Annotated in this window: 12 protein-coding genes; 3 read left to right on the forward strand and 9 right to left on the reverse strand. The window is 37.4% G+C overall.

Going from position 1 to position 15,326, the window contains the following annotated elements:
* Positions 1–79: 79 nt before the first annotated feature.
* Together G440_RS0105110 and gcvP are read right to left on the reverse strand one after the other, a co-directional pair.
* On the reverse strand, positions 80–1,138 hold the full coding sequence (locus G440_RS0105110; RefSeq protein ID WP_026450318.1) for a 3-oxoacyl-ACP synthase III family protein: 1,059 nt from the start codon (positions 1,136–1,138) through the stop codon (positions 80–82).
* Between the two features lie 134 nt (positions 1,139–1,272).
* Positions 1,273–4,122 carry an aminomethyl-transferring glycine dehydrogenase gene (gene gcvP, locus G440_RS0105115; RefSeq protein WP_026450319.1) on the reverse strand — a complete coding sequence of 950 codons (2,850 nt, stop codon included), beginning with the start codon at positions 4,120–4,122 and terminating at the stop codon, positions 1,273–1,275.
* A gap of 229 nt (positions 4,123–4,351) precedes the next feature.
* Between gcvP and G440_RS0105120 the strand changes: the two genes are divergently transcribed.
* Positions 4,352–5,170 (forward strand): UbiA prenyltransferase family protein, encoded by an 819-nt coding sequence (locus G440_RS0105120; protein WP_026450320.1) that lies wholly within the window; start codon positions 4,352–4,354, stop codon positions 5,168–5,170.
* On the opposite strand, the gene G440_RS0105125 is transcribed toward G440_RS0105120, so the two are convergent.
* Positions 5,167–5,421, reverse strand: coding sequence for a hypothetical protein (locus G440_RS0105125; protein WP_026450321.1), 255 nt, complete (start codon positions 5,419–5,421; stop codon positions 5,167–5,169). The genes G440_RS0105120 and G440_RS0105125 overlap by 4 nt on opposite strands.
* A gap of 9 nt (positions 5,422–5,430) precedes the next feature.
* Positions 5,431–5,979, reverse strand: coding sequence for a sigma-70 family RNA polymerase sigma factor (locus G440_RS19505; protein ID WP_084426596.1), 549 nt, complete (start codon positions 5,977–5,979; stop codon positions 5,431–5,433).
* A 168-nt stretch (positions 5,980–6,147) separates the two neighbouring features.
* Here G440_RS19505 and G440_RS19510 point away from each other — a divergent pair, with 168 nt between their 5' ends.
* On the forward strand, positions 6,148–7,593 hold the full coding sequence (locus G440_RS19510) for a M20/M25/M40 family metallo-hydrolase (protein ID WP_051285161.1): 1,446 nt from the start codon (positions 6,148–6,150) through the stop codon (positions 7,591–7,593).
* 85 nt (positions 7,594–7,678) lie between these two features.
* Here the strand turns inward: G440_RS19510 and G440_RS0105140 are convergent, their stop codons facing one another.
* The 4 genes from G440_RS0105140 to purK form a co-directional block, all read right to left on the reverse strand.
* The gene (locus tag G440_RS0105140) at positions 7,679–9,712 is read right to left on the reverse strand and encodes a M3 family metallopeptidase (RefSeq protein ID WP_026450322.1); all 2,034 of its coding nucleotides are present in this window, start codon (positions 9,710–9,712) and stop codon (positions 7,679–7,681) included.
* Positions 9,713–9,817: 105 nt separating this feature from the next.
* The gene (gene purE / locus G440_RS0105145; RefSeq protein ID WP_026450323.1) at positions 9,818–10,303 is read right to left on the reverse strand and encodes a 5-(carboxyamino)imidazole ribonucleotide mutase; all 486 of its coding nucleotides are present in this window, start codon (positions 10,301–10,303) and stop codon (positions 9,818–9,820) included.
* Positions 10,304–10,364: 61 nt separating this feature from the next.
* Positions 10,365–11,279 carry a virulence RhuM family protein/type II toxin-antitoxin system death-on-curing family toxin gene (locus G440_RS0105150; RefSeq protein WP_245574828.1) on the reverse strand — a complete coding sequence of 305 codons (915 nt, stop codon included), beginning with the start codon at positions 11,277–11,279 and terminating at the stop codon, positions 10,365–10,367.
* Positions 11,280–11,396: 117 nt separating this feature from the next.
* Positions 11,397–12,551, reverse strand: a complete 1,155-nt coding sequence (gene purK / locus G440_RS0105155) for a 5-(carboxyamino)imidazole ribonucleotide synthase (RefSeq protein WP_026450325.1) — start codon at positions 12,549–12,551, stop codon at positions 11,397–11,399.
* 488 nt (positions 12,552–13,039) lie between these two features.
* Between purK and G440_RS0105165 the strand changes: the two genes are divergently transcribed.
* Positions 13,040–13,579 carry a GNAT family N-acetyltransferase gene (locus G440_RS0105165; RefSeq protein WP_026450326.1) on the forward strand — a complete coding sequence of 180 codons (540 nt, stop codon included), beginning with the start codon at positions 13,040–13,042 and terminating at the stop codon, positions 13,577–13,579.
* Positions 13,580–13,608: 29 nt separating this feature from the next.
* On the opposite strand, the gene G440_RS0105170 is transcribed toward G440_RS0105165, so the two are convergent.
* Positions 13,609–15,324 (reverse strand): hypothetical protein, encoded by a 1,716-nt coding sequence (locus G440_RS0105170; protein ID WP_026450327.1) that lies wholly within the window; start codon positions 15,322–15,324, stop codon positions 13,609–13,611.
* Between the last annotated feature and the right edge of the window lie 2 nt (positions 15,325–15,326).

Raw genomic sequence — 15,326 nt, forward strand, 5'->3', positions numbered from 1 at the left:
GCAGACTTAGGATATGTCACTTATGAAGTCTAAAACATTTTGTCTTACGTTCTAAGTCGTTTAGTCTTAAGTCTTTTTTTTAAACCTTATAAACAATCGCATTAATATTCATCCCTGCGCCAACGCTAGCAAAAATAATGACGTCACCCTTTTGAAGTGAATGTCCTTTTAGTTCACCGTTTAACACTAAATCATAAAGCGTGGGTACGGTTGCTACGCTGCTATTGCCCAGTCTGTCTATACTCATTGGCATAATATTTTCTGGCGTGGCTTTGCCGTATAGCTTATAAAAACGGTTTACGATGGCCTCGTCCATTTTTTCGTTTGCCTGATGGATCAGGATTTTTTTGACGTCATCGATTCCATATCCGCTTTTTTCCAGACAAGTTTTCATAGCGTCTGGCACGTGGTTTAAGGCGAATTCATAAATCTTTCTACCGTACATTTTAATATAGCGGCGATTGTCTTTTTTTTCTAGGTTGTTGCTTTCACCGAAATAGATAAAATGCGCCTCATCAAAAGCATACGTGGCGCTTATATGGCTAAGAATTCCACCCTCTTCATCTGTGGCTTCAACAATAGCGGCGCCAGCTCCATCACTGTAAATCATCGAGTCGCGATCGTGCGGATCTACCACTCTGGAAAGTGCCTCGGCACCAATCACCAAGCATTTTTTGGCTATTCCCGATTTTATATATGCATTGGCCTGGATCATGCTTTCAATCCATCCTGGACAGCCGAAAAGCATATCGTAACCTACGCAACTTGGGTTTTGAATTTTAAGATTGTGTTTTACACGAGTGGCAATACTGGGCACAGTGTCACTTTGTACAGAACCGTGTTTTACATCGCCATAATTATGCGCTACAATAATATAATCCAGTTCTTCCTTATTAATACCGGAATCTTTAAGGGCGTTTTCTGCCGCAAAAGATGCAATGTCTGAAGTGTTTAAAGTTTTAGGAATGTATCTGCGTTCCGCAATTCCAGTAATGGCTTTAAACTTTTCAATGATGGTTTCGTTCTCTTGGCCAAAACGTGATCCATCTTCATTGTAAAAATGATGGTTGCCAAATTGTTCATTTTTTGCAATCTCGCTCGGAATATAACTGCCTATGCCTGTAATTTTGACATTCATAAAGTAAAAGTTTCGTTAAAAATACGGAAAATTCAGTAATCAGTGGTCAGTATGCAGGAGTCAGTGAGTAATTGTAAGTAATTAAACTTTGTTTCTACACTGATTACTGGCCTCTGACCACTGAATACTATTCCTTAAGCTTCCATATAGGCTTCAATTGGGTCACAAGTACAAATTAGGTTTCTGTCGCCATAGGCATCATCTACTCTTCTAATTGATGGCCAGAATTTATTATCTGAAACATATTCTATCGGAAATGCTGCTTCTTGTCTAGTATATGGATAAATCCATTCATCTGCAGTCAGCATTTGCATGGTATGTGGTGAATTTTTCAACACATTGTTTGGATTATCCTTATCGGCTGCTTCTATTTCTTTTCTGATAGAAATCATCGCATCACAGAATTGATCCAAAGACATCTTGCTCTCACTTTCCGTAGGCTCTATCATCAAGGTTCCTGCAATTGGGAAAGATACCGTTGGCGAGTGGAAGCCGTAGTCAATCAAGCGTTTTGCAATGTCCGTTACTTCAATTCCTTTTGCTTTAAATGGACGACAATCCACAATCATTTCATGAGCTGCACGACCGCGTTCTCCAGCGTATAATACTTCGTAATGTCCTCTCAGTCTTTCTTTGATATAGTTGGCATTCAAGATGGCGTGTTGGGTAGCTTTTTTCAAACCATTTACACCAAGCATACAGATGTAGGCGTAGCTTATTAAACATACCAAAGAGCTGCCATAAGGCGCGCCTGAAATTGCCGAAATGGCTTTATCTCCACCGGTAGCTATTATAGGGTTTGAAGGCAAAAACGGAACAAGCTGCTTTGCAACGCAAATAGGTCCAACGCCTGGTCCACCGCCACCGTGAGGGATAGCGAAGGTTTTATGAAGATTTAAGTGACAAACATCGGCGCCAATTGCTCCGGGATGTGTCAGGCCAACTTGTGCATTCATATTTGCACCATCCATATAAACCTGTCCACCATTGTCGTGAATGATACCTGTAATTTCTCGAATTGCGGATTCATAAACGCCATGAGTTGAGGGATAGGTAACCATTAAACAGGAAAGATTGTCTTTGTATTTTATCGCTTTTTCGCGAAGATCATCAACGTCAATATTTCCTTCATCGGTAGATTTGGTAACCACTACTTTCATTCCTGCCATCACGGCGCTTGCGGGATTGGTTCCGTGAGCAGAAGATGGAATTAAACAAATGTTTCTATGGTCTTCTCCACGAGATTCGTGGTAGGCACGAATAACCATCAAGCCAGCAAATTCACCTTGCGCACCACTATTTGGTTGCAGCGAAGTGCCTGAAAAACCAGTGATTTCAGTAAGTTGTTTTTCTAGTTTCTTTAAAATTATTTGATAGCCTTCAGCTTGTTCCACCGGAACAAAAGGATGCACGTTGCCCCACATTGGGTCGCTTAACGGAAGCATTTCGGCAGCGGCATTCAGTTTCATGGTACAAGAACCCAATGAAATCATAGAATGGTTCAACGAAAGATCTTTGCGTTCCAGTTTTTTGATGTAACGCATCATATCGGTTTCGCTGTGGTATTTGTTGAAAACCTCCTGTTGCATAAACTCGGTTTTACGAGCTACTTCCTGAGGGATTTTGTTTCCGGTTTCCAGTTCTGTGATTTTTAGGAAATCTTTTTTGATTGCTTCGGAAAAAATTGCAAGAATCTTGTTGAGGTCTTTTACGGTTGTGGTTTCGTTTATGGAGATTGAAACCGTTTCGTTGTCTGGGTAATAGAAATTCACCTCTTTCGCTTCCGCCAAGAACTTAATTTTCGTAGCATCGGTCTTTATTGCGATGGTGTCAAAATAAGTTTCGTTTAGTTGTTCAAAACCTAGTTTTTCCAAAGCATTTGCAAGCGTTGTGGCTCCGTTATGCACTTTACGGGCAATATATTTCAAGCCTTCAGGACCGTGATAAACGGCATACATTCCTGCCATAACGGCCAATAAAACTTGCGCAGTACAAATATTTGAAGTCGCTCTGTCTCGTTTAATGTGTTGTTCGCGGGTTTGAAGAGCCATACGTAGGGCTCTATTTCCGTCAGTATCTTTTGTTACGCCAATAATCCTTCCCGGAATATTGCGTTTGTACTCATCTTTTGTAGCAAAGAAAGCAGCATGTGGCCCTCCATAACCAAGTGGAATTCCAAATCGTTGAGTAGTTCCAACAACCACATCAACGCCAAAATGGCCTGGAGATTCCAGCAATACAAGGCTTAGAATATCTGCTGCAACGGCAACTTTTATATTGTTGGCATTTGCTTTTTCAATAAAATCCTTATAGTTGTGAACTCTTCCTGTTCTGCTAGGATATTGAATAATTGCGCCAAAAAATTCTTCTGAAAAATCGAACTCTTCGTGATTGCCTACAACCAATTCTACACCAATAGGTTCTGAACGGGTTTGCAGAATAGCAAGTGTCTGCGGAAATATATCGTCAGAAACAAAGAACTTGGAGGCCTTGTTCTTTTTCTTTTCTTTTTCCCGAACGGCAAAAAGCAGTGACATGGCTTCGGCTGCGGCTGTAGATTCATCGAGAAGAGAGGCATTTGCCAGCTCCATTCCGGTTAAATCTGAAACCATAGTTTGGAAATTCAGTAACGCTTCCAGTCTGCCTTGGGCAATCTCAGCTTGGTATGGCGTGTAGGCCGTGTACCATCCCGGGTTTTCAAGAACGTTTCTTTGAATTACTGGCGGTATATTGGATTGATTATAACCCAAACCGATGTAAGTTTTGAAAATTTTATTTTTTGAAGATAGCTCTGTAATGTGCTCAAGATACTCCTGCTCACTCATTGCTGTTTCCAAATTGAGTGCTTTTTTTAGCAGAATGTCATCTGGAACTGTTTCGAAGATAAGTTGGTCAAGTGATTTTACACCAATGATTTCAAGCATTTCGGGAAGGTCGCTTTCCCGGGGACCGATATGCCTTAAAGCAAAAGAATCTGTATTCATAGTTGTGCTGTATTTCGCCGCAGCCTGTTCTTAGTACAATATAAACTTCCGCGGATATTTTTTTATTACTTTTCCGTTTTGTGCTCGGTCAACTAGAGTAAATCAATAATTGACAAAACGGTGCAAAATTACAATTTTTAAGGTGAATTTATAGGCTTTTAAGTCATTGAAAAACATAATTTTTCAACTAAATTTAAACCCTGCAAATACTCTAGCTATTCTTGAATTTATGAAGCCTTTAATCGGCGTTTTCGATTTTTATATAAACAGTAGCATTCATGTTGCGCTAGCTGTCCTAGCATTTTTGGCCATCACTGTTATGGAATATGAATTGACCATACCGCCGGCGCTGTGGGCATTTGTATTTTTTGGGACTTTAACCGGCTATAATTTTGTGAAATATTCTAAAGTAGCAGGGCTTCATCATCACAGATTGACGCGTTCTTTGAAAACGATCCAGATCTTTTCAGCCGTCTCTTTTATTTTGCTTGGCATTGTTGCTTTTCGTCTTTCAATCCAGGTATTGTTAATAACTGGTTTGTTTAGTTTGGCAACTTTTTTTTATGCGGTGCCATTGATTCATAATAAAAATCTTAGGAGCCTTTCCGGAATAAAAATCTTTGTAGTTGGCTTTGTCTGGGCGGGAGTAACTGTTATTGTTCCCGTTGTAGCTTCAGAAATGCCAGTTTCTGGAGATGTATTGCTTACTTTTCTTCAACGTGTTTTAATTGTTATTGCGCTTATTTTACCTTTTGAAATTCGGGATGTGCCTTATGATCCACTTAACCTTAAGACCTTGCCACAACAGTTGGGGATTTGGAATACTAAGATGTTAGGAGAAGCAATTCTATTACTCTGTATCGTTTTTGAATTTTTTAAAGAGGATTCTCAGATAGCTTATATTGCAAGTCTCTTAGTTTTTTGTGCAATTTTGGGGTGGGTGTTGATTATTTCAAAAGCCGATCAAAAACGATATTTTGCCTCTTTTTGGGTAGAAGGTTTGCCTATTCTTTGGTTTTTATTGTTTTTGCTTTTGGAAAAATTTTAGGGTTTAGGTGTAGTATTCATCTCTTGTTGAAGTTGCATCTTCAGGCGCTGTTTCTCTTCTGGATGAAGTGTTTTTAGTTTTGAGGCCGCTATGATGTCGGTAAGTTTTACATTCTGTTTGGAATAATTACGGCATAGTTTACAAATTGCTAAATGCATTTTCAAGATGACTATATCCCAAAATCCCGCCTCATTATACTGGCTTTTATCGCAGACATGAGCCGCTTCATTACATTTTAAAAAAAATCTCATATTAATACTTTAATTGAACCAGTTTTTCTCTAAACACTCGATTAATGATTTTCGTGCTCGATGAATTATTACCCATAAGTTAGACGGCGTAATATTGTATTCTTTACAAATGGCATCGGTATCTTGGTTTTCGATGGTTTTCTTTCTAAAGATTGCGGCTTGTTTTTCGCTGAGTTTATCTAAGCATTCCAGAATAGCAAGACCAAGTTCTTCATTTTCCATCTTGTCCTGCGCATTTTTATCGAATGGATCTGCGGCGTTTTCTTCAAGCCAATCGCCTTCGGAACCTTCATCTTTATAGGAAATATGAACCTCAGTCCTTCCTTTTTTCGAGCTTCTTTTTCGGTAATAGTCAATTATTTTTCGCTTTAAAATTGAAATAAGCCAAGTGCGTTCGGTGGCTTCCCCCTTAAAATTGTTTTTCGATTTGAGGCCTGCTAAAAAAGTTTCTGAAATCAGATCTTGGGCAACAATAGGGTCATTAACCCTAACTATGGTGTAGTTATAGAGATAATCGGCATATTTATCGACCCAGTGGTCAGGATTTAATAGTTCCAGAATGATAGTTTTAATCTATTATAAAAGTAATGAAGTTAGCGCAAGATATACGAAAACTACACGCTTTTGTATTTAAATATTTATAAAAAAAACAGTTAAAATTTTATAATTCAATGATATATTAGTGAGAAATTTTATTTTTACGGCACAAATTATATAACCTTCTCGATGAAAAAAATTACTATTGGAATATTTTCCTTCCTATTATTTACACTGACTGCTATTGCCCAAAACGGCAATTCTATTTATGCTACTATGGATGCGGAAGATGCGGCATCTTTTAAAACGCTCTATCCTAATGATGTACAGATTTTAAAAACTGAAAACAATCAATCTGCTGTTTTTATTTCTGAAGAAGTGGCACATCACATTCACGACAATGTGCAAACCCATGGTCCTGGCTATATCTTTAAAGCTTCTGAAGAAAAAGCGCTTTCGGCTTTAAATCAGTTGCAGCGCAGACCTTCAGTCTTGGACTACTCCATTACTGAAGATGCTTTTGTAAACGAATGTCTAGATTTGGTTGATAGTCAGAATATTGAGGATAACATTTTGCTGTTACAAGCTTATGGCACACGTTACCACACAAAACCACAAGCAGAGCAGGCGGTTATGGATCAGCAGGCAAAATGGGATGCGTGGATTTTGGCTTCTGGAAGAACGGATATTCATACACGAATTTATAATCACGTCAATACGCCGATGCCTTCTGTAATTCTAACTATTGATGGAGCAAATACTCCAGACGAATTTGTGATTATTGGTGGACATATAGATTCAACTTCACAAGGGGATAAAAATGATGCTCCCGGAGCCGATGATAATGCTTCAGGAATTTCCTCGCTTAACGAGATGGTGCGCGTGCTTTTGGCCAAAAACTTTGTGCCTAATAGAACTATTGAGGTCATGGCTTTTGCTGCCGAGGAGCAGGGTCTTGTAGGCTCTGCAGAAATAGCGGAGGAATATGCAGATAACGGTGTAAATGTGGCCGCGTATGTGCAATTTGATATGACAGGTTATAAAGGTTCCAGCAGAGATATTTATATAACTACCGATTATTATAATAGTTCAACTTTAAACGACTATTTATTCGCGTTGATGGATCATTACAACGCCAACGGCGCTCATAACTTTAGATATGCCACAACCGAATGCGGTTATGGTTGTTCAGATCATGCTAGTTGGGCGGCAAATGGCTATGACGCGGCTTTCCCATTTGAGGCTGCAATGAGTCAAGACAACCCTAATATCCACAGTTCTAACGATCTATATTCCTTTTTTAATACCCCGGATCACGCAACTAAATTTACAAAACTAGGCTTAGAATTTCTTATTGAAGCAGCTAAGCCAGAAACGCTTTCAGTGAATGATTTTTCTGAAAAAGCAATTACTGTTTATGTGAAGGATAAAAGTTTGAATTATCGTTTAAACAATAAGGTATCAGATGTGACAGCCATTGCCATTTATAATGTTGCCGGACAAAGAATCTATTCAGAAAAAGTGAATAATGAAAATGGAAGCTTGCAACTTCAACAATTTGCAAAAGGTTTCTATATTGCGCAGTTTGCTTTAGAAAACGGGCATACCTTAACGAAGAAGTTTATTTTGAACTAGTGTCAGGAGACATTTGGAAAAAACCTAACAGGAGATTGCTTCGTTCCTCGCAATGACGCCTGTTAGGTCTTTTTCATTCTCCCCCTTAGGTGGTTGGGGGGACTAATCCCGCACGTTTTAAAAGTGCTTCTGGATCTGGTTCTTGTCCGCGGAATTGAGTATAAAGTTCCATTGGTTCCTGAGTTCCACCTTGTGAAAGCACAAATTTTTTAAATTTGTCTGCCACGGTTTTGTTGAAAATTCCTTCCTCTTGAAAATATGCAAATGCATCTGCATCCAACACTTCAGCCCATTTATAGCTATAATATCCTGCCGAATAACCCCCTTGAAATATATGTGAAAACGAAGTACTCATGCAATTCCATTTCACATCTGGGTAAAGTTGGGTGTCGTCAAAGGCAGCAACTTCAAAAGCTTTTACATCTGTTATTCCTGAAGGATCTTGGCCGTGCCAAGCCATATCCAATAATCCAAAGCTCAGTTGGCGTAGCGTTGCCATTCCTTCATGAAAAGTAGCGGATTCCTTAATTTTTTCAATGTATTCCATCGGAATAACTTCTCCGGTTTTATAATGTTTGGCGAAGAGTTCCAAACTTTCCTTTTCATAACACCAGTTTTCTAAAATCTGACTTGGTAATTCCACAAAATCCCAATATACGCTTGTGCCAGAAAGGCTAGGGTAGTGAGTGTTTGCCAACATCCCATGTAGCGCGTGGCCAAATTCGTGAAACAAGGTTGTTACTTCATTAAAGGTTAGAAGTGAAGGCTTACTCGCTGTAGGTTTTGTGAAATTACAAACTATGGAAATATGTGGTCGATCGTTTTTACCTTCCTTTATTTGCTGAGGTTTATAAACAGTCATCCAAGCTCCATTTCGTTTTCCAGCTCTTGGGTGGAAGTCGCCATAAAAGATAGCAACCAATTCCCCGTCATTATCTTTAACTTCGTAGGTTTTTACGTCTTTGTGATATTTATCGATGTTTTGTACTTCTTCAAAATGAAGTCCGTAAAGCCTTTCAGCAACGGTGAAAACCCCTTGAATAACATTCTTTAATTCAAAATAAGGCTTTAGCTTTTCATCATCTAGATTGAAGCGCTTTTGTTTTAGTTTTTCGGAATAATAAGCACCATCCCATTTCTCTAAGTGATCGATACCATCTAGTTCTTTTGCAAAAGCCGTTAATTCTTCAAACTCTTTTTGTGCGGCTGGTTTTGCTTTTTCAAGCAGTTCATTTAAAAATGATTTTACTTTTTCAGGAGTTTCGGCCATCCGTTCTTCAAGAACAAAATGGGCGTGACTTTTATAGCCTAACAACACAGCACGTTTGTGACGTAGATTTGCAATCTGCAACACATTTTTCTGGTTGTCTAATTTATCATTGTGAAAACCCTTGGCGCCAAATGCAATGGCCAATTTTCGGCGAAGTTCACGATTGTCCGCATAAGTAAGGAACGGCACATAACTTGGGTGATCCAAAGTAAAAACCCAACCTTCTTCTCTTCCGTGTTCTTTAGCCGTTTGTTCGGCAGCTTCAATTACTCCTTCGGGAAGACCCGAAAGATCTTCTAAATCTGTAATATAAAGCTCATATTTATTAGTTTCCGCCAGAACATTCTCGCCAAACTTAAGACTGAGTTTAGAAAGTTCAGTGTCTATTTTGCGCAACTCCGTTTTCTTTTCTTCGGAAAGGTTTGCGCCGTTTCTTGAAAAGGACTTGTATTTTTTATCGAGCAGCATGTGCTGTTCTTCGGAAAGATCTAGTTCGTCTTTTTGGGTATAAACGGTTTTTATTCTTTCGAATAAAGCTTCGTTCAGCAACATGTCGTTACTAAATTCTGTAAGCAATGGTGAAACCTCCTGTGCTATTGCTTGAATTTCATCATTGGTTTCCGCAGAGTTTAAATTGAAGAAAATGCTAGTTGCCCTTGCTAGTTTTTCTCCTGTGTTTTCTAAAGCCTCTATCGTATTTTTAAAAGTTGGTGCTTCAGAATTTGAAGTGATTTTATCTATTTCGGTCTTTGTTATCGTAATCAGTGTGCTGATTGCCGGAAGAAAATGTTTGTTTTCTATTTGGGAAAATGGGGCTGTATTGTATTTTTCGAAAAGTGGATTGTTCATTATCAAGTGTAATTTTTAGCCCGCTGATTACGCAGATTTTCGCAGAAAATATATGGAATAAAAGTCTGCGAAAATCTGAGAGATCTGCGGGAAACTTTTTTGAAACTATTTGTTTAATTCTTTTGAAGCGGCTTCAACCTTAATCTTCAATTCTTCTTTATAGGCGATAATTCTATCTAAAACAGCTTTATCAGAAGCTCCTAGAATTTGCGCGGCCAAGATACCAGCATTTTTTGCACCGTTAAGTGCTACTGTTGCAACAGGAACACCGCCTGGCATCTGTAAAATTGAAAGCACGCTATCCCAGCCATCTATAGAATTGCTGGATTTTACAGGAACGCCAATTACGGGCAATGGCGAAAGCGAAGCGATCATCCCAGGAAGGTGTGCCGCGCCACCTGCTCCAGCAATGATTACTGAAATTCCGCGGGTATGGGCGTTTTTCCCGTAATCAAAAAGTTTGTCGGGGGTTCGGTGGGCAGAAACGATGTCTATTTCCACTTCAATATTAAATTCTTTTAAGATGTCTACCGCGTCCTGCATTACTGGCAGGTCGCTGGTGCTTCCCATTATTATTGCTACTTTGTTCATAAATTCCAAATTTTTAAATTCCAAATTCCAAAAGATGGACATTTGAATTTGTGTCTACTTGTTATTCTTTAGTATTCATTAAATTAATGATTACGTTAATCATCATTTCCTTTTCCGCGGGATTGCTTTCGGCAATCATCAAAGTTAAGGCAACTAGTGTATTGTTTGTTATCTTTTTTGATCCGTCTTCATTGTAAAGAAAGTTGTTTTTTGCTAAGTACCAAACAAACAGCCATGCGGCAATCCGTTTGTTTCCATCTGTAAATGAATGATTTTTAACTACTAAATACAGTAGGTTAGCAGATTTTTCTTCTAAACTTGGATAGAGGTCTTTATTATCAAATGTTTGATCTATTACAGCAATGGAGCTTTTAAACGATTGGTCTTTTTCATTTCCAAATAAACTGGAGCCGCCAAATTTTATTCTTAACTTTTCAATTGCCTTTATTGCTTCGTCATAGTCAATGCTGAATGTTACTTCTCTGTCTGTAACTGTTTTTAATAGTTTTTGATGGTCATAATCATCCAATATGTCTAGTGCTCTGGAATAGTCAGAAAGTACTTCCATCAAACCTTGCGCTTCGTCTGTATTAGATATTTGTTTCGATGCGCGTTTTACTAGCTGAATTGTTTGTTGGAGTTGTTTAAGACGTTTCTCGTTTATCGAATAACCTTTAATGAGATGATCCTTTAGTTTGTTTGTAGCCCAAATCCTGAATTGGGTTCCTTTTTTGGAATTTACTCGGTAACCAACTGAAATGATTACATCTAGATTGAAAAACTCAACTTGATATGTTTTCCCGTCAGAAGCAGTTGTTGCATTTTTTGCAACAACTGAACTTCTTTCAAGCTCACCTTCTTTAAAAACATTCTTAATGTGTCTTGATATTACTGATTTATCTTTATCAAATAAAATCGAAATTTGATTTAAGGAAAGCCAAACTGTTTCCTCGTCCAATTTTACTTGAACGTCCAAAAGACCATCGTCGGTCTTATAAATAATGATATTTGAAGTGTTGTTACTGATAATATATGTTTTTTGAACTTGGCATAAATTCCGCCAAGTTGCATTTCCCTCTTTGGGAGATAGAGGCTATGAGGCTATAACCTCAATCGTCTTCTTTACCAGCTCCGCAATTTTTCGTGCTTTGTCCAAGTCTTTGTTTACTATGGTCACATGCCCCATCTTTCTAAAAGGTCGCGTTTCTTTTTTGCCATAAATGTGCGGTGTTACGCCTTCCATGGCTAATATTTTTTCTATATTTTTATAGACCACTTGTCCAGTGTGTCCTTCTGCACCCACAAGGTTGACCATAATCCCGCCCACTTTGCTTTCTGTGTTTCCTAATGGCAAATCTAAAATGGCTCGTATCTGTTGTTCAAATTGGTTGGTATAGCTGGCTTCAATGCTGTAATGACCGCTGTTATGAGGTCTAGGTGCTACTTCGTTTACTAGAATTTCATCGTCTTCGGTTTGGAACATTTCTACGGCTAAAAGCCCTACGTGCTGAAAAGCTTCGGATACTTTAGTTGCTAAAGCTCTTGCTTTGTTGGCAACGGCATCGTCTATTCTTGCAGGGCAGATTACGTACTCTACCTGATTGGCTTCGGGATGAAATTCCATTTCTACAACGGGATATGTTTTCACTTCCCCGGAAGGATTTCGCGCAACAATTACTGCCAATTCGTTTTTGAAAGGAATCAGTTTTTCAGCAATACAAGAACCTTCTGAAAGTGGGATTACATCTTCTTCAGTCCTAATCATGCTAACGCCTTTCCCATCATAACCACCAGTGCAGCTTTTCCAAACAAAAGGGAAATGTAGCTCCTTGCGTACAATCGCTTCGTTTAAATCGTTTTTATCTTTGTAAACTTTAAAGGGAGAGGTTGGGATTTTATGTACTTTGTAAAACTGTTTCTGTACACCTTTATCTTGAATGTTTCGCAAGGTAGCAGCGCTTGGATATACTTTTACGCCTTCGTTTTCCAACTTTTCTAATGCTTCAATATTTACACCTTCAATTTCAAAAGTAAGTACATCTACTTTTTTTCCGAAGTTATAAACAGTTTCGAAATCCATTAAATCCCCTTGCTCAAAATAATCTGTGGCTATTCGGCAGGGTGCTTCGGCACTGGGATCTAGAACGTGTGTACGAATGTCCCATTTGCGGGTTTCATAAAGCATCATTTTGCCCAATTGTCCGCCGCCAAGAATGCCGAGGGTGAAGTTGGTGGAGAAGTAGTTCATTGGTTATTAATTATTAACTATTGTTATTATTATCCGTGGTGCATTTTGAACATTTCATCGATTTTTACCCTAACCCTAAAGGGAATATGGATGAAATTTCAAGTTCTTCCTTTAGGATAAGAGGCAAAAAACTTGAAATTTTACCAAAATTGAATGATATTCATCAAAATGCACAATAGGTTGTTATTTTCTATTTTGCAAAGATAGTTATTTCGTTACTTGGAGTCTGTTCAGTATAATACTTTTGTGATGGATTAATTGTCCAGTTTCAGAAGTCAGTAATTTTATTCATTTGTAGGTGAAATGGTTCTGTATTTTTAAATTAGCTTGCTGGATTTTGAAAGAAAACAGATGCTTTGAAATTTATAAAAGTAGAAAGTAGAAATTCAAAAATAGAAAATAGAACTGGGAATCACTTTTTAAAACTATTTTTGTCGTACGTCTCAAGACTCACATCTCAAATCTCCCTTCTCAAATCTCTTAAAAAAATGAAAATTCACATAGAAACAGATCGCCTGCTATTGCGCGATTTAATAGCTGAAGATGCTCAAGCCATGTTTGAAATGGACTCAGACGCTGAAGTGCATACTTTTCTGGGAAACAATCCGATTGCTTCTTTAGACGAAGCTAAAATAAATATAGCCTTTATTCAAAAACAATATATTGAAAATGGAATTGGTAGATGGGCAGTTGTTGAAAAGGAAAGCGGTGAGTTTATTGGGTGGAGTGGGTTTAAGTTTGTGACCGATGTTGTAAATGAAAGAACCGGATACTATGATCTGGGATATCGATTTCTGAAAAAATACTGGGGAAAAGGATATGCTTCAGAAACTGCAATCGCTTCCTTAAATCACGGATTTACAAAATTAGATTTTAAAGAAATCGTAGGTATTGCTGATGTTTCGCATATAGCTTCAAACTCAATATTGAAAAAAGTGGGGCTTATTAAAAGAAATGAATTTGAATATGATGGAACGCTTCATAATTTTTATTCGTTGACTAGAGAAGAATGGGAGAATGAAAAATAAAATGCAATTTGAAAAGATTTATTCCTATGTCAATCCCGAAATTTGAAGCTGTATACTTGCTCATTAGTAGTTTGACCTTCTTTCAAAATGCTCAGAGGACTTCCTGTCGATTCGTGATATTGATAAATGGTAGTATTTTTTAAATTTCCACTTTCTAGATATTTTATTTCTTCGAGTCTATTTTTAGCATCGTAGGTAAAAAAATATTGATGTCTATTACTGTCAAAATAGCTTTCCAATATTTTTCCATCATCGTCAGTCAATAGCTCTACAGAACCATTTTTCATGGCTTTAACTCCAACAACTCTTTCTTCTGAATCATAAATTAAACAATGACTATTTCCACAAGCCATATTTTCTGAATTATGACGACCATTGATACGCTCGGAAATGTCACCCACAAGATTAAATGAAATGTCATAGCGATACTTGTCGTTATAGATAAGATGATGTTGTCGGATTTTTAAATCAGTCTGTTTGTAAGAGTCGTATGGATTTCCTTGTTTTTCAAGTTCGATCATTTCTGAATAAATCAATTCCTGGTTTTTGTAATAATAAAGAGTCAGGTTTTTCCGATATCCAGTAGTTGTCACACTTTCTAATTCTTGAAAATCAGTGTATGTAAATTTTTCTTCGGAATGTATTTCTCCCTTAGAATCTCTATTTTCAATTAAGTGAATACTCTCATCTTCATTAAAAAGAAATATTTTGGAACCTTGAAATCTCTTTTCTTTATCAGAAATTTGAAAATTATCAATTTTCATTTCATAGATTTTTTTGTCGAAATCAAATAGTTTTAAAATCGTTAATTCCTCCGGACCAGATTTAAATTTGTCCAAATATATTTGTTCGTCCGCCAGTCTATCCTTGGTGGTTTTTGATGCGGGTTTTAAATTCTGAGAAAAGTATTTTTTGAATTTCGGAAACTGTGCGATAAAACTTTCCAAATCCTTGTCTTTTAATAAAAACCGAAATGATTGTCCATCCAAAATTTTTGAAGACTCAGAATAATCTGGGAATTCAAGCATTACGCCAGCAGTATAAGGAAAAATAATAGCTTCGGAATAGTCTATCTTTTTGGAGAATAAAGAGTCAGCTTGAATCGGATTATGAATTTTCGCGACATCATTCATTTCCAGTTTTTCGGTTTGCAGCAAATAGATTTTTTGGAATTCTGAAATACTAAGCGTTTCCAGTATTTTTTGTTGTTCTTTATTAGGTTTTATATCAATATTTTCAATGGAACCTGTATTTATATTTGCGCTATAAAAATACCTTGCAACAAGTTTTTTAGAAGTTCTAGAATTGGATTGATCCCTTGATTCAAAATGATACTCCAACGCATAAATCGCAAAATCGTTGACTACGCTGAGTAACTTTATCTTCAAATTTTGAAAAACGGGCTCTCCGTACTCATTTTCTTTGCGGTAATTGATAGCGATATCCTTAGTAACCTGGAGTTGTTTCTTAATGTTGGCGTTTATTTCAAAGAATGAAACTGCATTTTCAATTCTTTCTAATGCTATTTTTTTAAGTTCCGTATCAATTTTTTCCCAATCCTTATTTCCATCTTTCAATTTGTCGTGATTACCTTCTATTTCAGATGGCAGATAATCTTTGTCGAATTTTTCTTTTAAAACATAGGAAGAAACCTCGTAGCTTTTATTTTTAAAAATATCTAATATCTGTGCAGATCCAATTTGAAAGACAAAAAATGCAAGAATAAGAAGAAATTGTTTTTGCATAG

It is taken from the genome of Aequorivita capsosiphonis DSM 23843 (assembly GCF_000429125.1).
Classification (GTDB): Bacteria; Bacteroidota; Bacteroidia; order Flavobacteriales; family Flavobacteriaceae; genus Aequorivita; species Aequorivita capsosiphonis.

What these genes read in the sequence shown, in the direction of transcription:
- G440_RS0105120 (WP_026450320.1), top strand. Translation starts at nt 4,352, where the DNA reads ATGAAGCCTTTAATCGGCGTTTTCGATTTTTATATAAACAGTAGCATT.
- G440_RS19510 (WP_051285161.1), top strand. Translation starts at nt 6,148, where the DNA reads ATGAAAAAAATTACTATTGGAATATTTTCCTTCCTATTATTTACACTG.
- G440_RS0105125 (WP_026450321.1), bottom strand. Translation starts at nt 5,421, where the DNA reads ATGAGATTTTTTTTAAAATGTAATGAAGCGGCTCATGTCTGCGATAAA.
- G440_RS0105110 (WP_026450318.1), bottom strand. Translation starts at nt 1,138, where the DNA reads ATGAATGTCAAAATTACAGGCATAGGCAGTTATATTCCGAGCGAGATT.
- G440_RS0105140 (WP_026450322.1), bottom strand. Translation starts at nt 9,712, where the DNA reads ATGAACAATCCACTTTTCGAAAAATACAATACAGCCCCATTTTCCCAA.
- purK (WP_026450325.1), bottom strand. Translation starts at nt 12,551, where the DNA reads ATGAACTACTTCTCCACCAACTTCACCCTCGGCATTCTTGGCGGCGGA.
- purE (WP_026450323.1), bottom strand. Translation starts at nt 10,303, where the DNA reads ATGAACAAAGTAGCAATAATAATGGGAAGCACCAGCGACCTGCCAGTA.
- gcvP (WP_026450319.1), bottom strand. Translation starts at nt 4,122, where the DNA reads ATGAATACAGATTCTTTTGCTTTAAGGCATATCGGTCCCCGGGAAAGC.
- G440_RS0105165 (WP_026450326.1), top strand. Translation starts at nt 13,040, where the DNA reads ATGAAAATTCACATAGAAACAGATCGCCTGCTATTGCGCGATTTAATA.
- G440_RS0105170 (WP_026450327.1), bottom strand. Translation starts at nt 15,324, where the DNA reads ATGCAAAAACAATTTCTTCTTATTCTTGCATTTTTTGTCTTTCAAATT.